The organism is Lysinibacillus sp. Y5S-8 (assembly GCF_036894365.1).
Lineage (GTDB): Bacteria > Bacillota > Bacilli > Bacillales_A > Planococcaceae > Lysinibacillus > Lysinibacillus fusiformis_D.
Window position 1 is genome coordinate 2,575,900 of the sequence record NZ_CP145889.1, and the last position, 26,259, is coordinate 2,602,158.

The 26,259-nt window shown below is 38.9% G+C and carries 27 protein-coding genes; 7 read left to right on the forward strand and 20 right to left on the reverse strand.

Going from position 1 to position 26,259, the window contains the following annotated elements; genetic code table 11:
* Positions 1 to 3 precede the first annotated feature (3 nt).
* Together V6670_RS12590 and V6670_RS12595 are read left to right on the forward strand one after the other, a co-directional pair.
* Positions 4 to 585, forward strand: a complete 582-nt coding sequence (locus tag V6670_RS12590; RefSeq protein ID WP_338651307.1) for a GNAT family protein — start codon at positions 4 to 6, stop codon at positions 583 to 585.
* Positions 586 to 727: 142 nt separating this feature from the next.
* Positions 728 to 1,159, forward strand: coding sequence for a hypothetical protein (locus V6670_RS12595; protein WP_338651308.1), 432 nt, complete (start codon positions 728 to 730; stop codon positions 1,157 to 1,159).
* A 97-nt stretch (positions 1,160 to 1,256) separates the two neighbouring features.
* Here V6670_RS12595 and V6670_RS12600 read toward each other — a convergent pair whose 3' ends face one another.
* From V6670_RS12600 to V6670_RS12625, 6 genes are all read right to left on the reverse strand, one after another.
* The gene (locus V6670_RS12600) at positions 1,257 to 2,102 is read right to left on the reverse strand and encodes an alpha/beta hydrolase (protein ID WP_338651309.1); all 846 of its coding nucleotides are present in this window, start codon (positions 2,100 to 2,102) and stop codon (positions 1,257 to 1,259) included.
* A gap of 318 nt (positions 2,103 to 2,420) precedes the next feature.
* Positions 2,421 to 2,639 carry a DUF3955 domain-containing protein gene (locus V6670_RS12605; protein ID WP_141905692.1) on the reverse strand — a complete coding sequence of 73 codons (219 nt, stop codon included), beginning with the start codon at positions 2,637 to 2,639 and terminating at the stop codon, positions 2,421 to 2,423.
* A gap of 366 nt (positions 2,640 to 3,005) precedes the next feature.
* A complete protein-coding gene (locus V6670_RS12610; RefSeq protein WP_338651310.1) occupies positions 3,006 to 4,049 on the reverse strand; it encodes a phosphotransferase family protein in 1,044 nt (347 codons plus the stop codon).
* Between the two features lie 12 nt (positions 4,050 to 4,061).
* On the reverse strand, positions 4,062 to 4,838 hold the full coding sequence (locus tag V6670_RS12615) for an SDR family oxidoreductase (protein WP_338651311.1): 777 nt from the start codon (positions 4,836 to 4,838) through the stop codon (positions 4,062 to 4,064).
* Positions 4,835 to 6,070, reverse strand: coding sequence for an acyl-CoA dehydrogenase family protein (locus V6670_RS12620; RefSeq protein WP_141905695.1), 1,236 nt, complete (start codon positions 6,068 to 6,070; stop codon positions 4,835 to 4,837). Before V6670_RS12620 ends, V6670_RS12615 begins: the two co-directional genes overlap by 4 nt.
* 679 nt (positions 6,071 to 6,749) lie before the next feature.
* The gene (locus V6670_RS12625; RefSeq protein ID WP_338651312.1) at positions 6,750 to 7,643 is read right to left on the reverse strand and encodes a LysR family transcriptional regulator; all 894 of its coding nucleotides are present in this window, start codon (positions 7,641 to 7,643) and stop codon (positions 6,750 to 6,752) included.
* Between the two features lie 140 nt (positions 7,644 to 7,783).
* On the opposite strand from V6670_RS12625, the gene hutG reads away from it, so the two are divergent.
* Both hutG and gltS read left to right on the forward strand, forming a co-directional pair.
* Positions 7,784 to 8,749 (forward strand): formimidoylglutamase, encoded by a 966-nt coding sequence (gene hutG / locus V6670_RS12630; protein WP_141905697.1) that lies wholly within the window; start codon positions 7,784 to 7,786, stop codon positions 8,747 to 8,749.
* The gene (gene gltS, locus V6670_RS12635) at positions 8,746 to 9,930 is read left to right on the forward strand and encodes a sodium/glutamate symporter (protein ID WP_058843652.1); all 1,185 of its coding nucleotides are present in this window, start codon (positions 8,746 to 8,748) and stop codon (positions 9,928 to 9,930) included. The genes hutG and gltS overlap by 4 nt, the downstream gene beginning before the upstream one ends.
* A 47-nt stretch (positions 9,931 to 9,977) precedes the next feature.
* Here gltS and V6670_RS12640 read toward each other — a convergent pair whose 3' ends face one another.
* From V6670_RS12640 to V6670_RS12655, 4 genes are all read right to left on the reverse strand, one after another.
* Positions 9,978 to 11,240, reverse strand: a complete 1,263-nt coding sequence (locus V6670_RS12640; RefSeq protein WP_141903782.1) for a polysaccharide deacetylase family protein — start codon at positions 11,238 to 11,240, stop codon at positions 9,978 to 9,980.
* Between the two features lie 474 nt (positions 11,241 to 11,714).
* Entirely contained in the window at positions 11,715 to 12,551 is an 837-nt protein-coding gene (locus tag V6670_RS12645; protein ID WP_338651313.1) for a serine hydrolase, read from the reverse strand.
* 135 nt (positions 12,552 to 12,686) lie between these two features.
* A complete protein-coding gene (locus V6670_RS12650; RefSeq protein ID WP_338654615.1) occupies positions 12,687 to 12,932 on the reverse strand; it encodes a histidine phosphatase family protein in 246 nt (81 codons plus the stop codon).
* A 157-nt stretch (positions 12,933 to 13,089) separates the two neighbouring features.
* A complete protein-coding gene (locus V6670_RS12655; RefSeq protein ID WP_338651314.1) occupies positions 13,090 to 14,778 on the reverse strand; it encodes an AAA family ATPase in 1,689 nt (562 codons plus the stop codon).
* 93 nt (positions 14,779 to 14,871) lie between these two features.
* Between V6670_RS12655 and V6670_RS12660 the strand changes: the two genes are divergently transcribed.
* Positions 14,872 to 15,303: a hypothetical protein gene (locus V6670_RS12660; RefSeq protein ID WP_036117138.1), complete on the forward strand. Its 432-nt coding sequence runs from the start codon at positions 14,872 to 14,874 to the stop codon at positions 15,301 to 15,303.
* A 33-nt stretch (positions 15,304 to 15,336) separates the two neighbouring features.
* Here V6670_RS12660 and V6670_RS12665 read toward each other — a convergent pair whose 3' ends face one another.
* The 4 genes from V6670_RS12665 to V6670_RS12680 form a co-directional block, all read right to left on the reverse strand.
* The gene (locus V6670_RS12665) at positions 15,337 to 16,263 is read right to left on the reverse strand and encodes a WYL domain-containing protein (protein ID WP_338651315.1); all 927 of its coding nucleotides are present in this window, start codon (positions 16,261 to 16,263) and stop codon (positions 15,337 to 15,339) included.
* A 708-nt stretch (positions 16,264 to 16,971) separates the two neighbouring features.
* On the reverse strand, positions 16,972 to 17,286 hold the full coding sequence (locus V6670_RS12670; protein WP_036117142.1) for a YbjQ family protein: 315 nt from the start codon (positions 17,284 to 17,286) through the stop codon (positions 16,972 to 16,974).
* A gap of 2 nt (positions 17,287 to 17,288) precedes the next feature.
* Positions 17,289 to 17,777 (reverse strand): nucleoside 2-deoxyribosyltransferase, encoded by a 489-nt coding sequence (locus V6670_RS12675; protein ID WP_338651316.1) that lies wholly within the window; start codon positions 17,775 to 17,777, stop codon positions 17,289 to 17,291.
* A gap of 12 nt (positions 17,778 to 17,789) precedes the next feature.
* Positions 17,790 to 18,230, reverse strand: coding sequence for a GNAT family N-acetyltransferase (locus V6670_RS12680; protein ID WP_338651317.1), 441 nt, complete (start codon positions 18,228 to 18,230; stop codon positions 17,790 to 17,792).
* A gap of 186 nt (positions 18,231 to 18,416) precedes the next feature.
* Between V6670_RS12680 and V6670_RS12685 the strand changes: the two genes are divergently transcribed.
* Both V6670_RS12685 and V6670_RS12690 read left to right on the forward strand, forming a co-directional pair.
* Positions 18,417 to 19,583 carry an immunity 26/phosphotriesterase HocA family protein gene (locus V6670_RS12685; protein ID WP_338651318.1) on the forward strand — a complete coding sequence of 389 codons (1,167 nt, stop codon included), beginning with the start codon at positions 18,417 to 18,419 and terminating at the stop codon, positions 19,581 to 19,583.
* A 113-nt stretch (positions 19,584 to 19,696) separates the two neighbouring features.
* Entirely contained in the window at positions 19,697 to 20,731 is a 1,035-nt protein-coding gene (locus V6670_RS12690; protein WP_338651319.1) for a YdcF family protein, read from the forward strand.
* Positions 20,732 to 20,792: 61 nt separating this feature from the next.
* On the opposite strand, the gene V6670_RS12695 is transcribed toward V6670_RS12690, so the two are convergent.
* The 6 genes from V6670_RS12695 to V6670_RS12720 all read right to left on the reverse strand — a co-directional run bounded on the left by V6670_RS12695 (position 20,793) and on the right by V6670_RS12720 (position 26,042).
* Positions 20,793 to 21,260 (reverse strand): hypothetical protein, encoded by a 468-nt coding sequence (locus V6670_RS12695; protein ID WP_338651320.1) that lies wholly within the window; start codon positions 21,258 to 21,260, stop codon positions 20,793 to 20,795.
* 20 nt (positions 21,261 to 21,280) lie between these two features.
* A complete protein-coding gene (locus tag V6670_RS12700) occupies positions 21,281 to 21,634 on the reverse strand; it encodes a hypothetical protein (RefSeq protein ID WP_338651321.1) in 354 nt (117 codons plus the stop codon).
* 80 nt (positions 21,635 to 21,714) lie between these two features.
* Complete coding sequence (locus V6670_RS12705) at positions 21,715 to 22,515, reverse strand: hypothetical protein (protein ID WP_036116923.1); 801 nt, start codon at positions 22,513 to 22,515, stop codon at positions 21,715 to 21,717.
* Positions 22,516 to 22,528: 13 nt separating this feature from the next.
* Positions 22,529 to 23,233: a DUF4274 domain-containing protein gene (locus V6670_RS12710; protein WP_338651322.1), complete on the reverse strand. Its 705-nt coding sequence runs from the start codon at positions 23,231 to 23,233 to the stop codon at positions 22,529 to 22,531.
* A gap of 15 nt (positions 23,234 to 23,248) precedes the next feature.
* A complete protein-coding gene (locus tag V6670_RS12715; protein ID WP_338654618.1) occupies positions 23,249 to 24,910 on the reverse strand; it encodes a DUF6138 family protein in 1,662 nt (553 codons plus the stop codon).
* Between the two features lie 70 nt (positions 24,911 to 24,980).
* Positions 24,981 to 26,042, reverse strand: coding sequence for a suppressor of fused domain protein (locus tag V6670_RS12720; protein WP_141903770.1), 1,062 nt, complete (start codon positions 26,040 to 26,042; stop codon positions 24,981 to 24,983).
* Positions 26,043 to 26,259: the final 217 nt, after the last annotated feature.

A 26,259-nucleotide genomic window follows, 5' to 3' on the forward strand; every position in this document is an offset into this window, starting at 1 on the left:
TCAATGATTATTGAAAAAGTATTTAAACAATTCCCTATCTTACATTCAACAACTTTGGAATTAAAAAAAATAGAAGAATCCCATTTACAAGAATTATTTGCCATTTATGATAATGACAAAGTATTTGAGTACTGCGGAATCATCCCAAAACACAACTTACAAACTGTTCAAAAAATGATTGCTCATTTTGAACGAGATTATTCGAAGAAAAGCAGAATTAAATGGGGTATTTTCGAAAAATCACAAAGTGAAAAACTAGTAGGTATTATCGAAGCAATGGACTTTAATCAAAAAGTAGATATGGTAACAATTGGTTACTATTTAGCTGAGACATCTTGGGGCAAAGGCATCGCTACAGAGGCAGTCGAAATCATTGTGAAATTTTTATTGGAGGATGTAAATGTTAATCGAATTCAAGCTGAGGTCATGCCTTTAAATGAGCCCTCGAAAAAAGTCCTGCTAAAAAATGGCTTTCTAAAAGAAGGTCTATTGAGACAAGCTTCATTATGGTCTGGCAAAGGAGTTGTCGATTTAGAAATATATAGTTTATTGCAAGGCGATCGCAAACATGATATGCAAAACTAGACTCTATTTGTGAGTCTAGTCTTTTCTTTTATTCTACAAATAATTAGACATTTTACCATCTCCCAAATAGCTCTTTGACATAGATTAGAAATAGATGCCTCGTGCTAGCAAGACAGTCAAACCATAAAGGAGCGTTTAAGGAATGGATGAAAACAAATTTTTAACACGAATGAATTGGGAATTTAATAATTATCATAAGTTTGCTAAATGCTATTGTGCCTCAAAGAATTTTTGCTCGGGTTACTATGCTGACATCGATCATTATGTGGATGAGGAAGAGTCCTATACAATCAAATACTATAATAGCCCCCAATATGAAAAAACATATAAGAAGAAGGAGCAAGCCAAAAAGCAGTGTGACAGCTGTATTTGCAGTCATTTAGCATATTTTGAACCAGGGACTTTAGTCGATGTATACCTCTCGAACGGCTGTCAATTTTTAAGTATTTACTTTATCTATCTTGATTCGCAAAGTTGCTGTGGGTATTTCCTTCAAATAGATGATAAAGCCGTTCCTGTGATGATTGACTGTCGACAAATTGATGCGATACGCAAAGCTTGTTCTGCAAGCTAATACTTTGGCTCTTCCCTTTTGGGAGTAGCCTTTTTTATGGTTAAAGAAAGGAAAAAGGCTGGTTATTTGCTATAAAAGCATCACCAGCCAAAAACAACTATCCCTCGTTTATCCATGCAATTAGTTGTTCATCAAAATATTCAGGTTCTTCCAACATAGGATTATGACCACTTTTTTCAAAAATAACTTTCTTTACATGAGGAGTACACTCCATTGCATCCCATAATGATACAGGCGCAACTAAATAATCATACCTACCTAGACCGACAAAAATCGGCATGTTTAAGTGATGTATTTGCTGTAAAAGGTTCTGCTCAGCAAAAGCTACACCCCAAAGATAATCAATGATTTCCATATTCGGATACACGCCATCCCATGTAGAGGTAGCGTTGAATGTGTAATCATAAAAGCTATGTGCACCCATCCGAATACACATATGAACAAAACGTCGTTCAGGTTCTCTCTTTAGATCCTGTTCCAATAAAGCAATATCCTGCTGAAATTGATGTTTACGCTTTGCACTTGTATATGCCTCAAAATAAGACAAGCTTTGTTGCTGTCTCTCTTGGCTGTTCGTTGTTGCTGTATTTAATAGGATCATTTTTTGAACATGCTGAGGGTAGGCTTTGGCATACGCCACCGCCATAAATGCATGCCCCGAATGCCCTGCAATAATTAAGTCATCTAGCTTTAGGATTTGTCTTGCATGCTCTATATCCTCCACTATTTTGTCCAATGTATAATCAGCTTGTTTAAATGCACGAGTTGGCTTGCCAAATCCTCGATGATCTAAAAAAATAAGCTGAAAATGTTGGGAAAAGTTTTCAGAGAACAACCGCGGATAATAAATACTGCTGCCCACCACCAAAATAGGCTGACCTTGCCCTTTTATACAATAATTTAATTCAAATCCATCACAAATTATTTTTTGATAAGTCATCATCTTAATCCTCTTTTCTTGTTTTGTTTAATCACTTCCTTTCCTCTTGATGTTCCCGTGTCTTTTCCATTGAACGCTCTAGCATTCTATCACCTCATAAATGTTACTATTACATAAACAATACCATTCCTACAGGTTTCTAGCAATTTTACAATCTTGGCGACCATGTAAAATCGATGGAGACATTACTTCAGACATTATTACGCACAACCAATCATCAGGGCATTCAAGATTATAAAAAAGCTATTCACTATTACAGCGATAAACTTGATCAAATATGGTCGTAAAAAAACAGGCTCCTATTTAGGGCCTGTTTTAGCATTATTTTGCGACATTCATATTTTTTATCTTTGAAAAAAGTGCCATAAATAAGAATGTCAGTATGCCACTAAAGAAAAATAGATAGCTTAATGGAATCAAAAAGAAATTCTTCTCCACAATCGTTCCATCTGCCAATATTTCATCACCAATAATCCCCTTTATAAATAAACATAAAACCCCAAGTATCATTGGAATTGTAGCTAGTAAATATTTTTTCATTGTTGCTTCCTCCATCTATTTGTTTAAATTCATGTTTTAAGATTTGTATTTGATCAATTATCAAGCACCTATCCTCTATTGTTATAATAGCTTCAAACACATTCTAAGTCAACAATTATTTATTGATAAACAATAAAATATTGTTGTTTTATATATAAAATTCTTTTTTTCGCAAAAGGAAGGCATATGTGATAAAATAAGAACATACATTCCATCTCTCTTAATTTTTTTACGTGGGTTGTTTTGGCTATTAAGAAGGGCTGGTGCGAGTAGCTACAAATAATTATATTTTATAATGTCGGATAATCTGTTATTGAAAGCAATAAAAAAACAGTTACTTAGTAAAAAGCAACCGTTTTTTAGAATTTATATCGATTTAGAAGCCTGTTGTATGAGTGCGGCGACCATTTTATCCAACTGAGCAAAGCGGTCGTCCTGTGTTTGCCCCTTAGCATAACGATAATAAATTTGCTGACAAATAACGGCTAATTTGAAATAGGCAAATGTACAGTAATAATGAATAGTTGAAACATCTCGCCCACTTTTCTGCGCATATCGTTCAATAAACTGTTGTCGCGTATAAAAGCCTGGTAAAATGGTTACTGGTGGTTCTCCCAGTGCATATAACAACATTTTCGGGTCATCCGCATGCATCCAGTAGCTCATTGCAACACCGACATCGGCTAATGGGTCCCCTACTGTCGTCATTTCCCAATCAAAAAGGCCAATCATTTCGGCATAGTCCTCAGAAAACATCGCATTATTCAATTTATAGTCATAATGAATAATGGTTGCCTCATTATTGGAAGGAATATGATTTTTTAACCACTCTGTCAAAATGGCTACTTCCGCATACTCTGCTGTTTTGGCCTTTTCATAGCGCTCTATCCAGCCATGAACTTGTCGTTCCATAAATCCATCAGGCTTCACGATATCCTTTAACGCTGTGTCCTCGTAAGGAATGGCATGAAGCGCCACTAAAGAGTCTACCATCATTTCGGACAACTGACGGGCTAGCTCCTCTGTTGGCTCTGTCCCATTTGGAAAATGCGTATCGAGGACAATACCTTTTTTGCGCTCCATTAAAAAGAAGTCGCTGCCAATAACATCTCGATCCTCTACATAGACATATGGCTTTGGAACCGCTGTTAAAAACGGATGCAATGCTGATAAAATTGTAAATTCACGCTTCATATCATGTGCTTTCTTGGCTACTGGTCCAAGCGGTGGACGACGAAGAACGACTTCGAAATCAGCTATTTTTAAACAATACGTTAAATTGGAATGCCCTGCACTAAATTGCGAAATTTCAAGTTCACCCTGTGGTAGCTCAGGAAAATAGCTTGCCAAAAAGGCATGTAATTTGTCCACATCTAAACGCTCACTTGCCCTTACTTGCATCGTATCCATTTTATTCCCTCCCTAAATGATAGAGCTCATGCCCCCATCTACAACAATGACATCACCTGTTACATAGTCTGAAGCTGGTGCTGCTAAAAATAACGCCACACCTTTCAAATCATTTTCTGAGCCTAAACGTTTTAACGGTGTAACGTCCATCAAATAGTCTTGTCCTCGTTCAATTAAAACATTGGACATTTTCGTTGGGAAAAATCCAGGTGCTATCGCATTGACATTGACACCGTGTGGTCCCCATTTAACAGCTAAATCCTTCGTTAAGGTTATAACGGCCCCTTTACTCGCATTATAGGCAATGGTATCCATAAAGGCGGGGAGTGTGCCCCCCAGTCCTGCGATGGAAGCAATATTAATAATTTTGCCGCTTTTCTGCTCCAGCATAATTTTGCCCACTGCTTGGCTCATCAAAAAGGTCCCGTTGACATTGACATCAAATACTTTTTGCCAGGCTTCGTAGGGCATATCAATGGCAGGTGTCCCCCATGAAGCACCACTATTATTGACTAAAATATCTATTTTACCGAATGTAGTAATCGTTTTAGCCACCACATTAGCAATATCCTCTGGTTTTGTGACATCACAGGCTAGCGCTAATGTTTGAACACCTAGCTTTTCAAGTGCTGTGGCAATCTCCTCACACGCTTCCACTTTTCGTGAGCATAAGACGACATTGGCTCCAGCCTCTGCAAAACCTTGAGCAATTTGCGCTCCGAGTCCGCGTCCCCCACCTGTCACAATGGCTGTTTTACCTTTTAAGCTAAATAACTCTAGGACCGTCATTTCATCAGCTCCTCTTGTTTTTTCGCATGCTTTTTCAATTCTAATTTAGCAATGGTATTACGATGTACTTCATCAGGACCATCTGCTAAACGTAATGTTCGTGAGTTTGCCCATTGTGCAGCAAGCGTCGTATCTGGTCCAACACCAGCCGCACCGAATGCTTGGATGGCTCGGTCAATAACCCTTAGTGCCATATTTGGTGCCACTACCTTAATCATAGCAATTTCAGCTTTAGCCTCTTTATTGCCTACTGTGTCCATCATATAGGCCGCTTTCAATGTTAAAAGTCTTGCTTGCTCAATATCCATACGAGATTCAGCAATACGTTCACGCATTACCCCTTGATCTGCCAGCGGTCGGTGAAACGCCTGTCGCTCCTGAACACGCACACACATTTCCTCCAATGCGCGCTCCGCAGCACCGATGAGACGCATACAGTGATGAATTCTTCCCGGTCCTAGTCGACCTTGAGCAATGGCAAAGCCTTTTCCTTCTCCCCATAAAATATTGTCCACTGGTACACGTACATTGGTAAAGGTAACTTCACCATGACCCTCTGGTGCATGATCGTAGCCAAAAGCAGTCAGCATACGCTCCACTTTTACCCCTGGTGTATCCATCGGTACGAGAATCATAGACTGTTGCTCATGGATAGAGGCATTTGTATCCTTATGTTTACCCATAAAAATAGCCACTTTACAGCGAGGATCCCCAGCACCTGTCGTCCACCATTTATGACCATTTAAAATGTATTCATCGCCAGCTCGCTCAATGCTTGCCTCTATATTTGTAGCATCACTAGATGCAACAGCTGGCTCCGTCATCGCAAAGCATGACCGTATTTCTCCTCGTAACAACGGTTCAAGCCATTGCTTTTTTTGTTGTGCTGAGCCATAACGTACAAGCACTTCCATATTTCCAGTATCTGGTGCATTACAATTAAACACTTCTGGTGCCAGTAGTGAACGTCCCATAATTTCACATAAAGGGGCGTATTCTAAATTGCTTAATCCTGCCCCATATTCACTATCTGGCAAAAATAAATTCCACAATCCCGCCTGTTGTGCCTTCTGTTTCAATTCCTCCATAATGGGTGGAATCGCTCCCCAACGATCCTCCATAGCCTCTACCTGCGCTGCATAAACAGCCTCATTTGGATAAATGTATTGCTCCATAAAATTCGTTAGCTTGTCCTGTAACTTCACAACTTTTTCACTATAAGAAAAATTCATTGGAAGATACCCCCTTTGCTTGAACTTTAAAAATGAATGAAAATTCATTTTCATCGTGTTGAAAAACAAAACGATCTATAGCATTTTTGTGAAAGGTGAAAATAGATTTCCGGTGCAGGCTACTTGCTTTCCTGTCGGCGAGCGCCGAGCCGCTTCCGCTCCGTTTAGAGGCTCGCCTGTCTCGCTATCCCACGGGAGTCAAGTAGCCTTCCACTCCAATTCATATAAATGTTTCTTTTTAGCAAGATTTTCAACTAAAGTGAAGTTATTCACTACCCTTTATGGAGATGTGTTGTCACTCACCACTTCTTCACATTGAAAATAAAGGGCTATTTTGTTCACTACGGCTCGTATGAAAGAGAAGGAAAAGACACTTTTACCACATGGTTGATTGGAGTGGAGCTAGCGTCACAGGTGAGACCCTGGAGCGAACGCAGTGAGTGAAGCGGCTCATCGGACGCCCCTTGGAATGGACGCTGGCAGAATGGAAATCAACCCCTCACCTTGCCAAAAAGTCTTTTTCTGCTATTGCCATGATTTTATTTCAACAACACAAAATGAATGGATATTCATTTTCATTCTTACATTAAATGTTACCGCTATTTTTCTAGTAAAGCAATGTTCTATTATGAATTTTCTAATAAAACAGAAAAAACACGACTAAAGGATTGCTCGCATGTTATAGGATTTTATTTTCAAAAGAATGCAAAATATCTTTCAATAATTGTCGGATAGCCAATGGTAAATGGCGATTTTTTAAAGATACTAAATAAACATTGCGACTTAAATTTGCACCTTCAATCTCTTTTTTTACAATGGTTTTGGCTGTTGGTCCTTGCAAATAGTTTTCAGGTAATATCGTTATCCCTAACTGTTCACGCACTAGTGAGACAGCCGTTTCAAAACGTTCGATTTCAAATTGTATATTGATGTTTTTCCCAGCCTTTTCAAACATCGTTAAAATATCGTGTCTTGTTTGAAAGCCCTCGGTACTAATAATAAATGGCTCTTCACTAATATCTGAGATGGTTAAAGTCTCTTTCATGGCTAACGGATGGTGTAAGGGTAACACTGCAACCAACCTCTCTTCATATAAGGTTTGGACTTCCAACTCTGGATCATCCATTAACTGATTCGTTATGATTAAATGGGTTTTATAGCTTTGTAACGATTTCTTCACACGTTTACTGCCTAAAATATCGACTAAATGAATCTTCATTTGTGGATATTCTTTTTTATAATTGGCGATTACTTTAGGCAACCAATGCTTGATGGATTCCATGACACCAATGGTGATGTCCCTCGTGCCATGAACAATGACTTCATCCATTTCAATTTTCAATACTTCCATATTTTTCACAATAACTTTTGCCCGTTCAAAAAGTAGCTCTCCAGCTTCTGTTAATTGCAGATTTCTAGTATTTCTCTCCAATAAGGGGGAACCAATCTCTTGTTCTAATTTTTTGATAGCATTACTTAAGGAAGGCTGCGAAATATGCAGTCTTTCTGCGGCTTTCGAGAAATTCCTTTGTTCTGAAACAGCAATAAAATAGTGTAGTTGTTTAATATCCACTTATATAATCCTCCTTTATTTATAGTTAAAAGCTATAAGTTAATATTAATTATATATTAGTAATTATAATTATGTGAATATATAATGAATTACAACAATACTTTTTCTACAATAATTTTAGCAATGGGGTGAATAGGATTATGTACACACTGACGGATCAAAAACAATGGAAAGGCCGTATAGATTCAACGACAAATACAAGCAGTTTTCGTTTACATCAACAAGTAAAAAGATTGGCTATTAATGATGTAAGCGCTTCAGATAAGAAAAGTGCTGCACTCGTTGGTTTTATTTGCGATGAAGGGGTACGTCGAAATCAAGGTCGTTTAGGAGCAGCCAATGGACCGAACGCACTACGGGAAGGACTAGCTAGTTTACCGTGGACATTTGAGGATGATCAACAAATCATCGATGTTGGTAACATCGTTTGTCTTAATCATGATTTAGAGGAAGCACAGCGTGAGCTTGGTGAAATTGTCGGAACAGTATTGCAAAAAAAATGTCCATGTATTGTGCTTGGCGGCGGTCATGAAACACTTTATGGCCATTATTTAGGTGTTCGTTCGGCATTATCAAAGGATGCTAAAATCGGCATTATTAATATAGATGCTCATTTTGATTTACGACCATACGATAAACAGCCTTCTTCTGGTACTATGTTCCGTCAAATTTTAGAACAGGATCCATATGCTGATTATTTTGTTGTCGGTATTCAACGCTATGGCAATACAAGAGAACTGTTCGAAAAAGCGGATGAATTAAAGGTAAAGTATGTGTTTGAAGATCACATGACAGTAGCCAACCAACAGCAATTATTGGATGAGCTACAACACTATATGGATCAACATGATTATGTTCTTTTAACCTTATGTATGGATGTCTTGAATGCTGCGTTTGCTCCAGGTGTAAGTGCACCTTCACCGTTTGGGCTTGACCCATCAACGGTACGCACGATCCTACAAAAAGTCACTGCACATCCTCATACACATTCATTTGATGTTTGTGAGGTCAATCCGTTATTAGATGAAAATGGACGAACGGTTAAATTAGGTGCTTATTTTGTGTATGAAGCACTGAACAACTTACTTAGGGGGCAAGGCTCATGATCGAAATTAATCAAATAACAACGGTGTTTTTAGCCGTGGCACTCTTTGCATTGGGAAGCTTTCTTATTAATAAAATTGGATTTTTAAAGCGATTTTGTATTCCAGCTCCGGTGGTAGGTGGTTTATTGTTCGCTGCTCTCGCTACCATCTTAAAAACAACTGGTGTTCTAGAAATATCGCTCGATACGTCCTTACAAAGCTTATTTATGATTACGTTCTTCACAACGATAGGCTTAGGGGCAAGCTTTAAATTAGTGAGACTCGGAGGAAAATTATTAGTTATTTATTGGCTAGCCTGTGGCTTCCTTGCTTTAATGCAAAATGTCATTGGGGTATCACTTGCCTCCCTCATGGGTATTCACCCTTTAATCGGAATGATGGCTGGTGCTGTTTCCATGGAAGGTGGTCATGGTGCTGCTGCCGCATTTGGACAAACCTTAGAAGATTTGGGCATTTCCTCAGCCATGACGATTGGGGCTGCTGCCGCAACTTGTGGTCTAGTTGCTGGTGGATTAATTGGTGGTCCGATTGTCAAATATTTAGTCGGTAAATACAATTTAACACCTGATGAACAAGAAGCTGAAGCAGTCGAATATGAAAATAAACACGAACAAATTACATCTGACTCGTTCTTTACACAAGTCTTATTAATTACATTCAGCATGGCTGTCGGCACATATGTTGGGACATTATTCTCAGAAGCAACAGGCTTCGTCCTGCCAGGCTATGTAGGCGCTATGTTTGTGGCTGTATTAGTACGTAATATTATGGATAAAGTTAAACCTCAAGCAATTAATATGAAAAGCATTTCATTAATTGGGGATGTGACATTAGGCGTGTTCCTTTCAATGGCATTAATGAGTATCAAATTATGGGAAATTGCTGATTTAGCGCTACCATTATTCATCATCGTTTTTGTGCAAGTATTCTTTATTGTCGTATTTAGTATCTTCGTTTTGTTTAAGCTACTTGGCAAAAACTACGATGCAGCTGTGATGGTAGCTGGTTTTGCAGGACATGGTTTAGGGGCAACACCAAATGCCATGGCAAATATGTCAGCTGTTGTGCAACGCTTCGGACCTTCTCAAAAAGCCTTTCTTGTTGTACCAATTGTCGGTGCCTTTTTAATCGACGTGTTTGGGATTCCTATTATTATTACAACCATTAATTTATTTAAATAAAAAGAGCTGTGCAGTGGTCTCTAGAAGACAATTGCACAGCTTTTCTATTATTGTAATATCTCACTCACTGTAACAAATTCATAGCCTTGTTTCTGTAAATAAAGAATGACATTTTCTAAACCATTCGCTGTCGTTTGATGAATATCATGCATTAAAATGATACTGCCATCTTTTACAGAGGCTTTCACATACGCTAAAATTTTATCCGCATTATGATGTTTCCAATCTAGTGTATCAATCGACCATAAAATCGAAGGGATCGTCATGAACGAGCGCACTTGATCATTTGTCGCCCCATACGGTGGACGGAAAACGGTTGGGTATTGGCCAATGGCTGTATAAATCGCATTACTTGTGCCATTGACCTCTTGTTTAACCTCCGCTATGGATAAAGCCGTTAATTTTTTGTGATTCAAGGTATGGTTGCCAATTTCATGCCCAGCCTCATAGACTTGCTTGACAATAGCAGTATTTCTTGACACATTTTTCCCTACCATAAAGAATGTAGCCTTCGCATCATATTTATTTAAAGTCGCCAATATTTGCGGTGTTACCTTGGCATTAGGCCCATCATCAAATGTTAAAGCTACACGTTTTTTAGCACCCTTCACTACTGGCACACCTTTATTATAAACTTTATTATCGGTTAGCTGAATATTGGCTAGCTCAGAAGCTTTGACATACCCTTTTTGGTCGCCCGCTTCTACATAGGCCCAGCCTGCAAGCGTTATGTAATATTGGACAGCTGTATTATTGGCAAGTGCACCAAGAACTTCTCCATGCGGGCTAGCAGTTAAACGTAATTCAGCACCAGTCACAGCGTTGATTCGTTTCTTCGTTGGAACAGGTTTTTTTAAAGCATTTGTTGCCACATATCCTATATCCTGCCCATATTGGACGAATGACCAGCCTCCAGGTGCTGTGCCATACACATAAATCATGCGTCCTTCATAAAGCGATCCTGCCTGCTGTGCATTTTGGCTTGGCGCAGTAAATAGCGTCGCACCACCCTTTTGAATGACTAAATAGCCGACAGACTTCAACTTGACTAAAACATCAGATGGCACAAAGCCTGCCTGCTCTGGCGTTTGAATATGTGTCCACCCTTTGCTTGCTTGCATCACTGTGACAAAACGCCCCTTCGCCAGTTCCCCCATCTCATTGCTAGTTGTGGAAGGCTTTTCATAAATGACTGTATCCTTCATCACTTTTTGAATCACCACTGACCCTTCAGCACTTGCTGACAGTTGCCCAGCAAATAAACACATTATCAATGTCAAAACGATTGCATAGGGTAAAAATTTTGTCATTGTTCTTCACCGTCCTTAGATGTCTTCCCATGTCGTATGCTAAAAAAATGCTAAGAATTAACTATCATTATAGAGTAATCATTCAGACCAGAAAATAGTAGTCATCAACTAGATTCCATCTTCCAAGACCCTTCACATCTGTATAATATTAACCTTACTACATTCCTCCTTCCCTTTTTTCTATAAAACTATGCGTAGATTATGATAATGACATGTTAAGCCCTCCTTTTTGTGGAGTGACTGAATGGCTCGCTCCTATTTTGGAGCGAATTCCCCAGAGCTTCTCCAACCATGAGAGCATCTTCCCCACATCAATAAGCAAAGAGCTACAAAAAGTAATTGTTTTGCTTGATTCAGGAGAGACTTCCCTCAAAAATGGATTACCTAGCACCATCACAAAACAAGAAATATCTCCCTTTCAAATAAGACGTTGGAAACGATGAAAAAGTTGAGATGTTTTCATCTTTTTTCCACTTACAAGGCATCATAGGCAGTTAAAGCATCTTCGATATGAGGGGGGGGCGTCCAAACATAGGTCGGGGCATTGGTTGTAATGAAAAGAAATGATTTTCCTTCTTTTTCGATAATGGACGCCAGACAGAGCCCTGCTTCTGGTGTATATCCTGTTTTCCCTCCTAGTATGGGGCCATCTACACTAGGTACTTTTGTAAACAACGAGTTTGTGATAATTAATTCATTAGGCACATGGGTTGTATAGCTTTTCGAGGTAAATATTTGATAAAAGATAGGGTTTTCTAATGCATAGCGTAGAAGCTTACTGATATCCCGGACGCTAGATACATGTGCCTCATCATGTAGGCCACTGGTATTAACAAAATGTGTATCATGCATGCCTAATTCCTGCGCCTTATTATTCATCAAAGTGACGAATTTGTCCTCACTGCCTGCGATAGCATCTGCAAGAGTTCCTGTTGCATCGGCACCTGAGGCAAGGAGTGTGCCATATAATAAATCCTCCATTGTGACAAAATCTCCTGCTTGAAAGCCTGCCATCGAAGCATTTTGGGCCGTATAGTTGGCAATCGTTTGTGGTTCTACAATTGTTTGTCTTTGTAAATCCTCTGTCATCTCTATGGCAACGATGGCTGTCATAATCTTGGTTAAGGAAGCTGGATAAATAATAGCATCTGCATTTTTTTCGTATAATACTTCGCCTTGTTCATTGAGCAATAAAGCATTATGACTATGTAATGATGGCAGTTCTAGCTGAGCGAGTTCATATATTTTGTTTGTATAATACAATAAAAAAACCACGATACAAATACAACAACATAACATCCATTTTTTCATAAAAAAACGCCTCCTACACATTATAATAGGTGGCATTTCTGAATATTCCTTGAGAAAAATGTGATGAACTCAAATATCTTTATATGTACTAATCATCTTCGATATTAGAACAAATTCTTGAGATTTCTTTATTGTTTACTTGAATAATATATCTTGAGAAACCTCTAACTTGAGTGCCTCTTCTTTATTAAGTCCTGCATAGACGCCCCGTAAAATTCGCCCAGTCAGACCATGCGAGACAATAATCACTTTTGGGAATTGTTGAATCCCGTCAAGCCAAGGTATTAGTCTGCGCACAACAGTCTCATAACTTTCTCCATTCGGTGCACGAAAATACCAATTAAAGGCATCCGTGTTCGTTAACGATAGCGTATATTTTATATTATATTACATATCAAGCATAACTCATTAACTTTTATTGTTTTTATGGACATTTATATGATTATTTACTGTAACATGAATCGTTATTATCCGTGGTAAAATACAAGCACATACTAAAATAATGGCAAACCATTTTTTCATTCGTCTACTCCTTATCTTAAAAAGTGTTATCAAATAGCTTTTCTGATAGGCCCTGTAAAATATCTTGCTCCTCAAAAGTCATCAATTCTTCTTTCGAGATTGTTGCCTGTTGAATCAATCGGTTTGATTGGATCGTCACCAATTTTTCAAACAGGTTTCGAATATAGCGACCATTCGAGAAATTAGGAATTGTTTCAATTGGCATTTGGCGTAGCTGCACTTTCATATGTTGGGCAAATGCTTCTCCGAATTGATAATCATTCGTTTGACAAAGCATAGCAAAAATATCAAAGAGTTCATCGGTGCTAAAATTATCGAACTGGACAAAATGATTAAAGCGAGATTTAAAGCCTGGATTAGATTGTAAAAACTCCTCCATAAGCTCTGTATACCCAGCAACGATAATTACTAAGTCATCACGTAGATCCTCCATTGCTTTTAATAAACTGTCAATCGCTTCCTTACCAAATGCATCCTGTTTATCATGAATTAATGAGTAGGCTTCATCAATAAAGAGAACCCCACCCTTTGCTTTGTTAACAACTTCCTGAACTTTGAGTGCTGTTTGCCCTACATATCCAGCGACCAATCCTGCGCGATCTGTTTCAACAAAATGTCCACTTGATAACACGCCAAGATGCTTGTAGATTTGGCCAATAATGCGTGCCACTGTTGTTTTACCTGTCCCTGGATTCCCTGAGAAAACAAGATGATACGTAATTGGAAAGCTTGTTAATCCATGATCGACACGCAGGCTTTGAATTTTAATGAAATTTATTAAATTATGTAATTCTTTTTTTGCGTTCGGCAATCCTACAAGACTGTCCAATTGCTTTTGTAGTTTAGTAATCTCCTGTTCGATTTCAGGTGTAATGCGCAATCGTTCATCATTGATAAATTCACCACTGTAAATGATTTTGCCATCTTCATTAAAATAATCGCCTCGTCCATGTTTTTTGCCATGAACCAATTCCCCTCTATAGGAAGCCTGTCCATTGGCATAATAAAGCGTTCCATGCCCTGTCATCTTATCTTCTTTAAACTGTCCTTCCGCTTCCAGCATACCCTGCCTAGAAAAAACTTTCCCTTTGCCATGCTTCAGATCTTCAAAGAAATGACCCTCATAGTGGCATGTTGTAACACCACGGGCAAGCTCTTCAGCCGTTGGTGATTCTGTCGGATAATAGAGCTTACCAGCCCCTTGCATATGATGCCAAATAAAATCACCCTCATATTGTAAAAACCCATTTGGATAATATTGCTTGCCTTTTCCTTTTTTCATGCCATGTACAAAATCACCCTCATACTGAGGCTGATTTAAATGAGGATATTGTGCTCGCAATGCTTGATAAGGAGCCGTCACATCCTCTTCATAATACAAGATGCCACAGCCATCCATTAAATCATTGCGAAAATGACCCTCATAATGCTTTTGACCATCCTTATATAAAATGCCGTGACCCTGTTTTTTATTTTGAATGAATTCTCCCTGATAAATAAGTTGCCCTTTTAAATACATAATGCCATTGCCTTGCTTCATATGATTGACGAATTCCCCCTCGAATAAGAGCTCGCCATTTTGATCAAAAAGCATGCCTTTCCCATTATAGATATCATGGCCAAAATCATTTTTTTTGACGCCGCCTCGATACATAATAGTTCTATCTGGATAAAATAGTTCTTTTTCTGCATAATTATATGTCATTTTATTGCCTTCCTTTATCATTTCAGTATATGCTCAATTATAGCGTGGAAAAGAATACATATGTGCGAATTTTTAGAATTTAAGGAGACGAGTATGAAAAAAAGATACAAACTACTTCTAGGCATTTTACTACCATTACTTATTCTGTATATCTCAACAATGCTACTAACAAGGGACACCGATTTTACAACAGAGGTAACAGAGCGTCTCGATTTGAAGGAAATTCATGAAATTGAAGTCATTCGTTCTTCGGATGAAAAAACGATCATGCTAACAAATAAAGCAGAAATCGACCAAATAATGCAGCCATTAAAAGACCTGCCATTAAAAAAAGTATGGTTTGCTAAATCCGATTTTAAAGAAGCTTATTGGCTGACGTTATCGATCAATGATGACAGGGAAATCGGCTTACGTATAGATGATAATCACCATTTATTCGTTTATTTATATGAAGAAAATTATATGAAAGATTACAAGCTCAATCATGATGTCGATTTGACATTCATTGAACAACTTTTTCAGTAATAGTAAAACCCGTGCTTAAAATTGCGCGGGTTTTTAAATACAATGATAATTTTGCTGCATTGCCTGTATAGTTTCTATCATCTCTTCTCTCAGCTCGATTGGCTCCAATATCTCTAGATCTGCTCCCTGGCTTAAAAACCACATATTGATGTCGTGTCCAAACACGTTTGCTTCAAATAAGTAGGCATGATCATTTTGCGATACGAGCTTGGCTGTCGGAAATCGATTGAAAACAGTTTGGGGGTACTTTCCTTTATAGAGAAATCGTATAGGCTCGCTAACATCAATCAATGGCTGATCCTTGTGGAGCTCACCTATTTGAAATGTTTTATCCTGTTCACGAAGATGCTGAATACGATCCATTCGGTAAACATTTGGGCTATCTTGATTATCTGCTAGAACATAAAAATAGGGTGCTGAAAAGATCACAGCTAGAGGCTTCACCATCTTTTCGGTCGAGATACTTTCTCCCTCAGCTACATAATCAATTGTCATGACCTTGTTCTTTTGAATGGCTTCTGAAATGCCCCAAATGAATGGTACTAAGGATTGGTTATGTTGTACATCTACCTCTACCGATTTTTCCTTTAATAGTATTTGAGCTTCCTGATCTGCTGCCACAATAGAAATAAGCTTATCCAATAGTTCATTCATCTCAGACTTACTAAATGCCCTTGATTGAATTAGTATTTTAATAATAACTAATACTTGTTCTTTAGATAAACGATTATGATCTGTTTGTATTAGTTTATACACTTTTTCTGTACGAACATATTGTAAGCGGCAATTGAGTTTAGCCTTTCTCATATATGTACGAATTTCGTCGATATCCCGTTGTATGGTTTTTTCACCAACCTGATGTGTCAATGCTTCCTGCTTCTTGTTGATTCCATGGCCATCCATCAATCGATCAAATATCGAAAGAACACGATAGCCTTTGCTTTGTTGTGAATCTACCATATATCCCACTCTTTCTTCTATCATGCCCAACAGATTCTAAGTTGGACATCATTAACCTTTACTACCATACCCATTATACCTTATAGGTATAATGGGTATTATACGCATCTTATAATAAAACATCATTAAAGCAGCACAATAGACTGTATTTCTAACATAATTAACTAAAATTTTACAATAAATTCGATAAACGCAGCATTTTCGCAATAAAATAAAGTAAAGCCGTTGATTTCCGCTACAGGCGCAGTCAAGCTATTTCCCTCCGCTTCGCTTTCGCACAGAAAACATCCTCTCCGTCCAGAATCTCAACTTCCGCTTCTCCCACAGGAGTCAGCGTTCTTCATTCCAATCAGCTTCTACATAAAGAACTCCACCTACATATGTTGATGAAAAGCAAGTGTTTGAGGTGACCAAGCCTATTATAATGTACAGAAAGTAAGAACTCATTCAACTTCCTATTTGGGAATTCTATGTGAAGGAAGCTGAACATTTACGATAGTTCTATAACATCAAACAAATTAAAGAAACCATTGAGCATGGTTTTACGGATGCGATGGGTAACTTTAAGTGGTCTAAAAAAATGTCCATGCAAGCGCTCTTTTGGTAATAGTTTACCAAATATTGAATACGAAAGAGAGAAAAAAATGACAAAAGCCATCGAGAGCATATCAAACTTCTCGATGGCTTCTATCCCCCAGTCTGAAACTGTTATTTAAATCTCACAGCCGTTCCATATACCAACACTTCTGATGTGCCATCCATTACAGATGAAGTCGCATAACGGACACCCACAATGGCATCTGCTCCCATTTGTTGGGCTTCCTCTATCATTGCCTGTGTGGCAATTTCGCGAGAACGCACAAGCATCTCAGCATACTCTTTCATCTCGCCACCCACAATATTACGAAGACCAGCTATCATGTCTCGACCGATGTTTCTTGATTGAACAGAATTTCCTCGCACTAGTCCTAAAGTGTCGATAATGTCTTTTCCTGCTATCACGTCTGATGTAGCTAACAGCATGATTATGCCTCCTCGTTGTTCAATTTTTGTACGGCTTCCACAGCCTCTTCAATGGAAGACGTTATAACGCCATTACGTTTAATTAACCCCACAACAAATAGATTACGGTAAACGAACTGATTCTCTAGCCCATCTCGGATTAGTGCCTCTATTTTTTGCATATTGTCTCGTCCTTGCTGACGAACATCTGTTAGTACACCGATAATAGGACGATTCAGCATAGAGAACGCACCAATTTCAGCAGCCACACCTGAATCAATTTCAACCCCATCCAATACAGCTATCAATACATCACTATTTTGCAGCATTCCTAAATCTGCTTGGGCAATGGCTAAGCTATCTGCATAGGCTGATTTATCATTGATAGCATCGTTTTCCTGTGGTACGTATAAAGCGATGTCTGGCACGGCCTCTCGAATAGCTGCTGCCAATTGCTCATTGACGAAACGATCTCCTAAAGAAAATAATCCGTTTGCTAAATATGCTTTCATGTTTAAAACTCCTTAATCGAATGTTTTTTCAAATATAATTTTATGTCTTCCTTTTTCATCAATAAATGTTGAAACGATATCAAAGCCATGTTTGAGATTGGTAATGAGCATGGCTTTGCGTGTATTTCTACCATATGTACGAACTTTCCTAAATCCTACTTCCTGAATAGCCGCATGCTGTGCCTTCATTAATTGACTAGCAATACCTCGCCCCCGCATTGTCACATGAACACCACCCAACCAACTATAAAAAACACCATCTGGATGTGGATAGCCCAGTTTAAAGCCGAATAGCGCCTCATCTTCAACTGCCAATAAACAAAGAAGACCTTCTTTTTTTTCTAGCTTTTCGACTGGCAGTTTGGCACCGTCAAAGACGTGAGCATGAATTTCCTGTAATGGCTCAAGCCAAGCATAGGGTATGCCTTCAATCGTCAAAATATGCATGTTCATCACCTCTGTCTGTCATTATAACAGTTCTATAGCCTGATGAAAAAGGCGGCCTTCTGCTCCGAAAGCAATCGTTGCTATCACATAAAAGCAACTATTTTAACCATTTTTCATCCATCCTATTTTCGTCATCCGTCAAATTCAGTATACTTGACCCACATAACAAACATTCGTAAGGAGGAAGTCTTATTGACATTATTTACTAGTTGGCTAACAAATTCACTACGCCCTTATTTCGGTCTACATATGCTAGAAAATCATTGGGACACACATCAAATTCGAGAAGATTACTTTATTTGCTTCGAGGGGGATGTGATTAAAAAAAGAATTTTCGTTAATGAGCATAGCTACCAGGAAGCTGATGTGGACATTTTAACACGTAATCGTGAAATGATTGTCCCACAAACCGCACGTGGAAAGGAAAAGAAATTAAATTACACAACGATTTCTGCCGTGAAAGCAACAGGTGTTATTTTTTCTGCTGGTCTAGGCAATGAACACCAGCCATCAAGCTATATTACAGCTCGCAATGCAAAAACATATTATCAGCTTCCGCTTACAGGTTTTGAGCATTTAACGACTAAGTCGGCGATCATGGATTGGCTACTGCAATTTCCGACTCAGCTTCCTACAGATTACGCAGACAAGCTAAAAAAGCTGACAAAGATGAAAAGCTTACGTTATAAGGCTGTACCAGGCGATATTTTTCGTGTAGAGATTGATCTATTCGTCAACGGCTATGTGCTGGTTATTGGCGATTTACGGCAAATGCAAAAAGATCAGTTATTTGCAGAAGATAGTATTTGGCATAATGTGATGACTATGCCTTTATTTATTCGTCCTTATCTGTTGACCACGACAGAGCGTTTGCCTTCTCTTGAGGAAATTACCTCTGCTCCATTAGCTTCCCAAACACAAATCGTCATGGACGACTATTTTATGAGGGGCTGCTATGAAAAACTTGGTCATAAAACGTTAACAGAAGACGATATTTTATTCCCTCTAGGTTACGGACAGACTCTACACTATGGGAAGGAGCCTCGTTACCGTCTTTCATGGGGCACAGGAACAATTAGCAAGCCAGCATCTATCACTACATTTCAAACAGGCAATCGTTTTACAAACCACGGTGTCTATGCAGGCGTTGCAACTGATTGGTTGAAATCAGAGGAAGAAAATGCATCTAAATCACTGGCTCATCCGCACTATCATAAAGAACATCAACAGGCATTCGCTGAATTTGGCTTACCAGCAGATATTACTTATGATGAATTTAATCGTCAAACTGGCGGATTAACGCGTCATGAATATCTTCATTATCTCAATAAATCCGAAAATCGCTCACACAAAAAATAGAGGGAGTATCACCAGGCTCCCTCTTGTCATTTTGTCGATGGTTGATTTCGCCCAATTATGACTTATAATATAAAGATATCATCAACCACTCCATCACTAGAGGTGCATTTTGTATGTATTTTGGCATTATTCCACTCATTCTTTTTGTCATTTTTCTCATTTCTTATTTAAAAGACCCAAGAAAAATGATCAATGGACTATTATTTAATCTATTTATTTGTTCTTTTCTGTTATTCTGCGTCATCGCATCTTTAGCATCTGACCATTACTTTTTAAGGCTCATTGTTATTATCCCTTTTATTGCCCTATTTATCTTGATTCCTTTTGGCATTCTTGCCTTAATGTTTGGTTTATTTTTAAATGCGAGAGTATTGATGAAGCGAGAAGGTCGACGTTTGGCCAATTCTTTAACATTACTGGTCGCCATAGGCATTTTGTTATTTATCCTATTACCGATTATCTATCCAGCGAGTGTGTTTTCAATCCACCTCCAACCGATTTTTGGTGGAATCTCGCTGATCACGTTTTATTTCTTTATCCATTTATCTAATTTTTTGTCCGCCTATTTTCTTTATCAATTCAATCGACCAAAGCTGAATCAAGATTTTATCATCGTGCTAGGAAGTGGCTTGATCAATGACAAAGTACCGCCGCTGTTAGCTAGTAGAATTCAAAAAGCAATGGATTTCTACCATAAGCAAGCAGCTGTTACTACGCCACCGACCATTATTTTCTCTGGTGGACAAGGTCCTGACGAGAATCTACCTGAAGCTGAAGCAATGCAACGATATGCGATTGAAAAAGGCATTCCAATTGAGCATACTTTACAGGAGAACCGCTCTGTCAATACCTATCAAAATATGTTATTTTCTAAACAACTGATGGATGATCGGAAACAAGGTAAGGACTATAACAGTATTTTTACGACGAATAACTTCCACCTATTTCGCGCTGGTATTTATGCAAGACTTGCGGGCTTGGATAGTCAAGGCATAGGATCAAAGACAGCCTTTTATTATTGGCCAAATGCCATGATTCGTGAGTATGTGGCGATTGTTGTGATGGGACGAAAACGACATATGAAAATGATTGGACCTATTGTTGGCATTTCCATCATCTTATCTTTATTTAGTTTTTTCTTTGTATAATGTCTTTCATATGGATTCGCGCACTTTCTATAGGAAGTGTCACGAATCCTTTTATGATTGGTCACACCATATAGTTCTTCATTTTTTGCTCAAATATCGTCTCGTAGTAGTATTTACGAGGATAGCTTTGTTCCTGCAGTACCTGATAGAGAATAGATTGACCTTCCTCGTAGCGAATGCCCTCATCACAATTGTCAAATAGTTTCCGAGATAACTGTCTTACTAGACAAACATCCTTCGCTGCCACCCTCCAGCCAAACCAAATTAAATCCTGCTGATCTAGTGGATCACGATAAGTATCAAGTACAATACAGGCATGCGGCAGATGCTTATTAGCAAATACTAAAACATGCCCTGTATGAATGGACTGATCAAAAAAACGTTCGTAAATTTCTTTTATTGGCACTTGGATATCAAGCACATCCATAATGGCTTGCAACGTTGGCTGAGGAATATAATGATCATTTTCCTCAGCTGGATAGTCAACCAATTCCATGATGGAAGCCATTATCCAAAAATCATAGGTCACTTCCAATGACCTCCCCTTTTTTATTGCTGCAAACAGTTGATTTCTTGTTCAATCCTTTGTATAAGATAGGCTAGGTTCGACTGCCATTCTAGCCAACTATCGGACTCTCTCCATAGTTCTGTCATTTCTCTCCCTCCATGCTGATCAGGCTTTTCATCTTGAATGTCCTTTAGATACTGTAAAATAAATGTCAAAGAGTCTTCATTTGCTGTCCAGTGCACTTGTACATTCTTACTTTCGTAGCCATAGATTTGACCTGTATCAAGATATTGGCAATAAAGCTCTGCCAGTGCCATAGCACTAATATCGTAGAAAAAATCGATATCCTCAAAGTTGTCTCCAAATATGGTGGCGTTACCAGGATTGTCTAACAAAATGTTTTCTTATGAGTTAGCGTAGCTAGTCCAAATCGTATGCTTGCGTCATGCGATTTGGTTTATTGGCTCTGCCAAATTTACAGATAAGAGCCAAAGTAAAACTGCATCTTATCTTGCGAATAGCCATCTTGTCCTCTCCAGGTAGCCATTGACATAAAATCCGTTCCACGTCCACGCTCCTTGCGATAATCATCCTGTGATACTAGTAAACCAGCATAGCCCCAGATTTCCATCACAGCATCTCGTTCATATTGATTGGACTTAAAAACATCCTTCCAGCGCTTCTCAAGCTGTCTAGCTGCATCCGTCTCATTACAGGATTCTATTGCCGCTATCATCTGTTTTACTATCATTATATCTTCCTCACACACCGTAAACGTCTCTTGTTCTTTCACTAAACATTCTAAATCTAGCAAACAATACAAGAGCCAATTGAGACGAACACCTCCCCACTTCATTCGTTCAAAATTAAGCACATTTAAATCTTCATTTACATATTCTTCATTTGACATGATTTTCTGCTCATTACAGTACCCACAGCCACTATAGGATACTAATGTAACAGGTCGCTCATGATACGTATGGATTAGTAGGTCATGGGTAAGAGCCCAACTGGATAAGGCACTGCGCAAATATACTTTACGCGTCGATAAGCTATGCAAAAATGCTGTCACCACAAGCTCCTTTGTTACACCTTCTTCATGAAGATGTCGTAACCTCTGTACACATTCATCATGAGTAATGGTTAATCGATCAAACATCAAGCCCTTACTTTTGGCATACTGAAAATCTTCTTCTGTATAAGTATATCCGCCTGACCGCCATCTACCTGATTGCCAATAGGTTTGCATTAAAATTTTTTTTGCTTTCTGATCCATTGCATATTCCTCACTATCTATCACAGAATTTCAACTTCTCCTGTAGTGTTTCTGCCATCTCTTTCCATGGTTGTTTCCAATAGGAGCTCGCTAGTTCTTCTTCTGTTTGTTCTAGCCAATACTCGCCTTCCATCAGTTCAAACATGTCCACCATGGTTATAGGTGCACATACTGGATTGGCTAACGCTACAAGCATAGGCTCGGGTCCATCATCCCAATTATAGCCATTCACAATGGCATGCAAAATGACAGCTGATGACACCTTACTTATTTCATGGCACATTGTATCAAGAGATTCCTCATATAAAATGGACTCCACTTGCAGCTGTTCTGCTGCCTGCAAGGTCAGTCGAATGGCTCCAGGCGTATCCAGCAATAAATCCGCAATCCCTCTATGGTCTCTAGCTGCATACCAAGCTGTAGCGGTAATCCCCTCAGACGCCTGTAAATCTACACCCTCAGCAAGCAGTAATGAAAGTACCTCTGCTTGCTTAAATTTTACAGCCTTTTTAAGCGCCGTATCACCTAGCTTATCTCGTGCCTCTAAATCGATATTTTGTGCCAATAGTAGCTTGATTCCTTCAAGTGGCATTCGATTTGTTAGGAAAAGCATTAACGGTGTTCTCCCACGTGCATCCCGCTCATTGACATCCAGCCTGCTTACCGCCTCTCGCACGTGCTCAATATCCTTAGTTTTACACACCTTCGCCCATTCCATTTAACTGCCCTCCTTTCATAAATCCATCCATTGCAATAATTTCTTCAGCTCATTTTTCATCGGTGCTTCTTCTTGCTTTAGACGTTGTGCGATCTTCTTGGGACTACCAAATATTCGATATAAAACAAATGCACGCTGGTAGTCTTCTTTTTTCTCCAGTTCTTGCACAAGTGTCGTAAGTAAGTCTAATCCCTTGATGTCCATGCCCTTTAATGGCTTAGCCGATTCACTTCCACCTAATAGAATAGCTACGAACACAGGCATCCCCTCCACTGATAGGCCGTGTACCTCCTGAAAAGCCTCCGCATAAGCATCCTGCACAGATTGATGCTCTGTATCCACTAGTGCCATATAATGTTCAACGAGCGGGAAATAAGCCTTACTATAAAGGCCTAAGCCAAAGACCGCATAGGTGCTAGGCATCGCTGATTTTTCACTCGGCTCGACATCTTGATACCATGCAAATTCCTCCATAGCAATCTGTGCATAATTCGCTACTAACGGAAAAAGGCTAGGATATTCAAGGCAATTGGCAAAAAACTGATGGAGCTTTGACTTGGCTAACTTTTTAACAGGAAGGTAATTTTTCACTTTACTCTTGAAGGCTAGCTTATAGCCCTTTGGAAAACCTTCCTGCAACAGTTGAATGATATAATGAAGCGCTTCACGATAAGCCGCTTCCTCTTCAACTATTACTCGTATATCAATTGTTTGTAAAACATCATTTGCTTGCCCTTGGAACGTCTCACGCTTCCGCATGCTTTCAAAACGACCGCTTCCTTTTTGCAAATAATCAACAGCCCGCTGTGAGCCCAGCTGTTTGGCAAGCTCAAGATACTCTAAACGGGTAGCTGGCTCTTTTTGACCAATTTTCAATGCTACATAAAGAAAGAAATTTAGCTTTTCCTGCTCCAGTTGCTGTACCATATCCTCAGTTTTCAGCACCCACTCTTGGATGTAATCCCCTGTTTGTTCAAAATAGTACGGTAAAAAATGTTTCTCTGCCCAGTGCTTAAACGCCATCGTATAATAATAAACCCATTGGTCTAGACGCTCTTTATTGGCACGATGTTTTACTTCTAGTTGACGAATAAGTGGTTCGATTTCACTGGCTGACTGATGAAAAAAATGCGGATTGACTAAATACTGTGCAAAGAAAAATTCATCATGATCACTTGGTCGTATAGGTAGCGCAGCCATTACCTTTGTTTCAATAAATGTGGCCAGCTGCTCTTTCACTAACGCTAGCTTATGATCATGGAGAAGCTTTTTTTGATAGCTAAGCATCGTCCCGTCATGCTCAAATTCAAGGACTACTTGAAAATGGTAATCAAAAAATCGGAAACCATATTGCTCAGATTGAAACAACGTCTCCATTTTTGTACAGAGAGCTGAAAAAAGCTCCTCTATCTGATTTACTTTGGTAAATTCCTGTATGTATGGACCTGCTTCCACCCTATAGGCACTATCACTCCAACTAAATGGCTCATAGACATCAATAAAGATATTGCCATTAGGACTTTCCCCTTTTTTCCAGGCAACTTTTAAATAATGAAAGACACCTGCTTGTAATTTACTTTGTTCTTTTAAGTCCATTATTCGTTTACTTTCTTGTTGATAAACAGCTGTGAGTTGTTCCCACACAGCTGCTAGAAAATGTTCTACACACTGCTGCAATGCAATTCTCACCCTCCCTTTCTACTTTAGAGAAAAATCTCCCGCTAAAAGCCTTAGCGAGAGATTAATCTTATCCGATTGTTTTCACAACCGCTCCTTCTTGATTTTTAATATGTGTTTTCAAAATTTGAAAGCTTACACCTGCTAAAGAAGACACAGTGAATTGGCTTTCTTGTGGCACTAGCTTTTGACTTAATTCTTCTACCGCTGCCCTGTTCAATGAAATGGTAATTTCCTGTCCATCCTCACGATAGCCAACTTGGGAATCCGCTTTAAATTGGATCGTTATTTGTTGTCCGACTAAGCTTAGATTTTTATCTTTTAAAATACGCCCACGTAGTAATTTACTAATGACCTCTGCCTGTTTCGCCCCGAGTTGAATAACATTGGACTGTTTGTTTAACCACCCCTTTTTCCCAATCTCCCAAGCGAGCTGGTCTACAAAAAGAAAACCCGTATTGGAGCCATCTTCCTCCATTCCGTGCTCAACTGCTGCGACAACTTCTTGATTTTGCAGGAGAGAATTACGTGTTAAATCCGTAATATAGCTCGGTATTTGCTCAATACCAGCCTCTAGCACACCAAGTGTATTCCACGTCTGCATCGCTTCTAGCTCATCCTCTGAAATACCAACCATTTGAATAAACTCCATTTTTCCATTTGGTGTATTTATTTCAGCAAGCTGTGGATCATATGTGAAGGCGAGTGCGGTTAATTGCGTGTCAGCATCAAGACAGATGGGTCCATTTGCATCTAAATAATCCCCTGCTCTAAAAACATTGCCACTATTAAAGACATATCTGCCCATATTTTGCAGTAAATTCAAAGCCCAAGCAGGTGGCTCCTCTTCATTCTCGTTGCGTACTAAGCGAAATGTCAGCTCAAATCCATACCCACTGTATTCTTGATTATCAAATTCTTTTTCATATAATTCCGAGAAACCATATGTAACAAAATGCCAATGCGGAATCGGGGTTTCACTTTTATAGGCACTTATCCCATCTAAAGGATCTTGTCCTCCTAGCGAATAGGGAATCATGGTTCCGTAATGCATTGGCTCCTGCTCACCATACACCTGTCTTAATGCCTGATCAATCGCATCCCAACCAACTGCTGTTAGTTCTTCACTCATCTATATATCCTCCTTGCTGATGATTCAATCGTTACACATACGTACCTAGTATTTATGATAGCAATTTTATGGTAGTACTTTAACAGGAATAGGACTTATTTTCAGCTTTCCAGCAATTAGGTGTATGGTCATCCTATATGAGGTAAATATTACTAATAAAAAATCAGCAGGCAATCTTCTATTTTACGAAAAAATAAAATGGAAGATTGCCTACCTG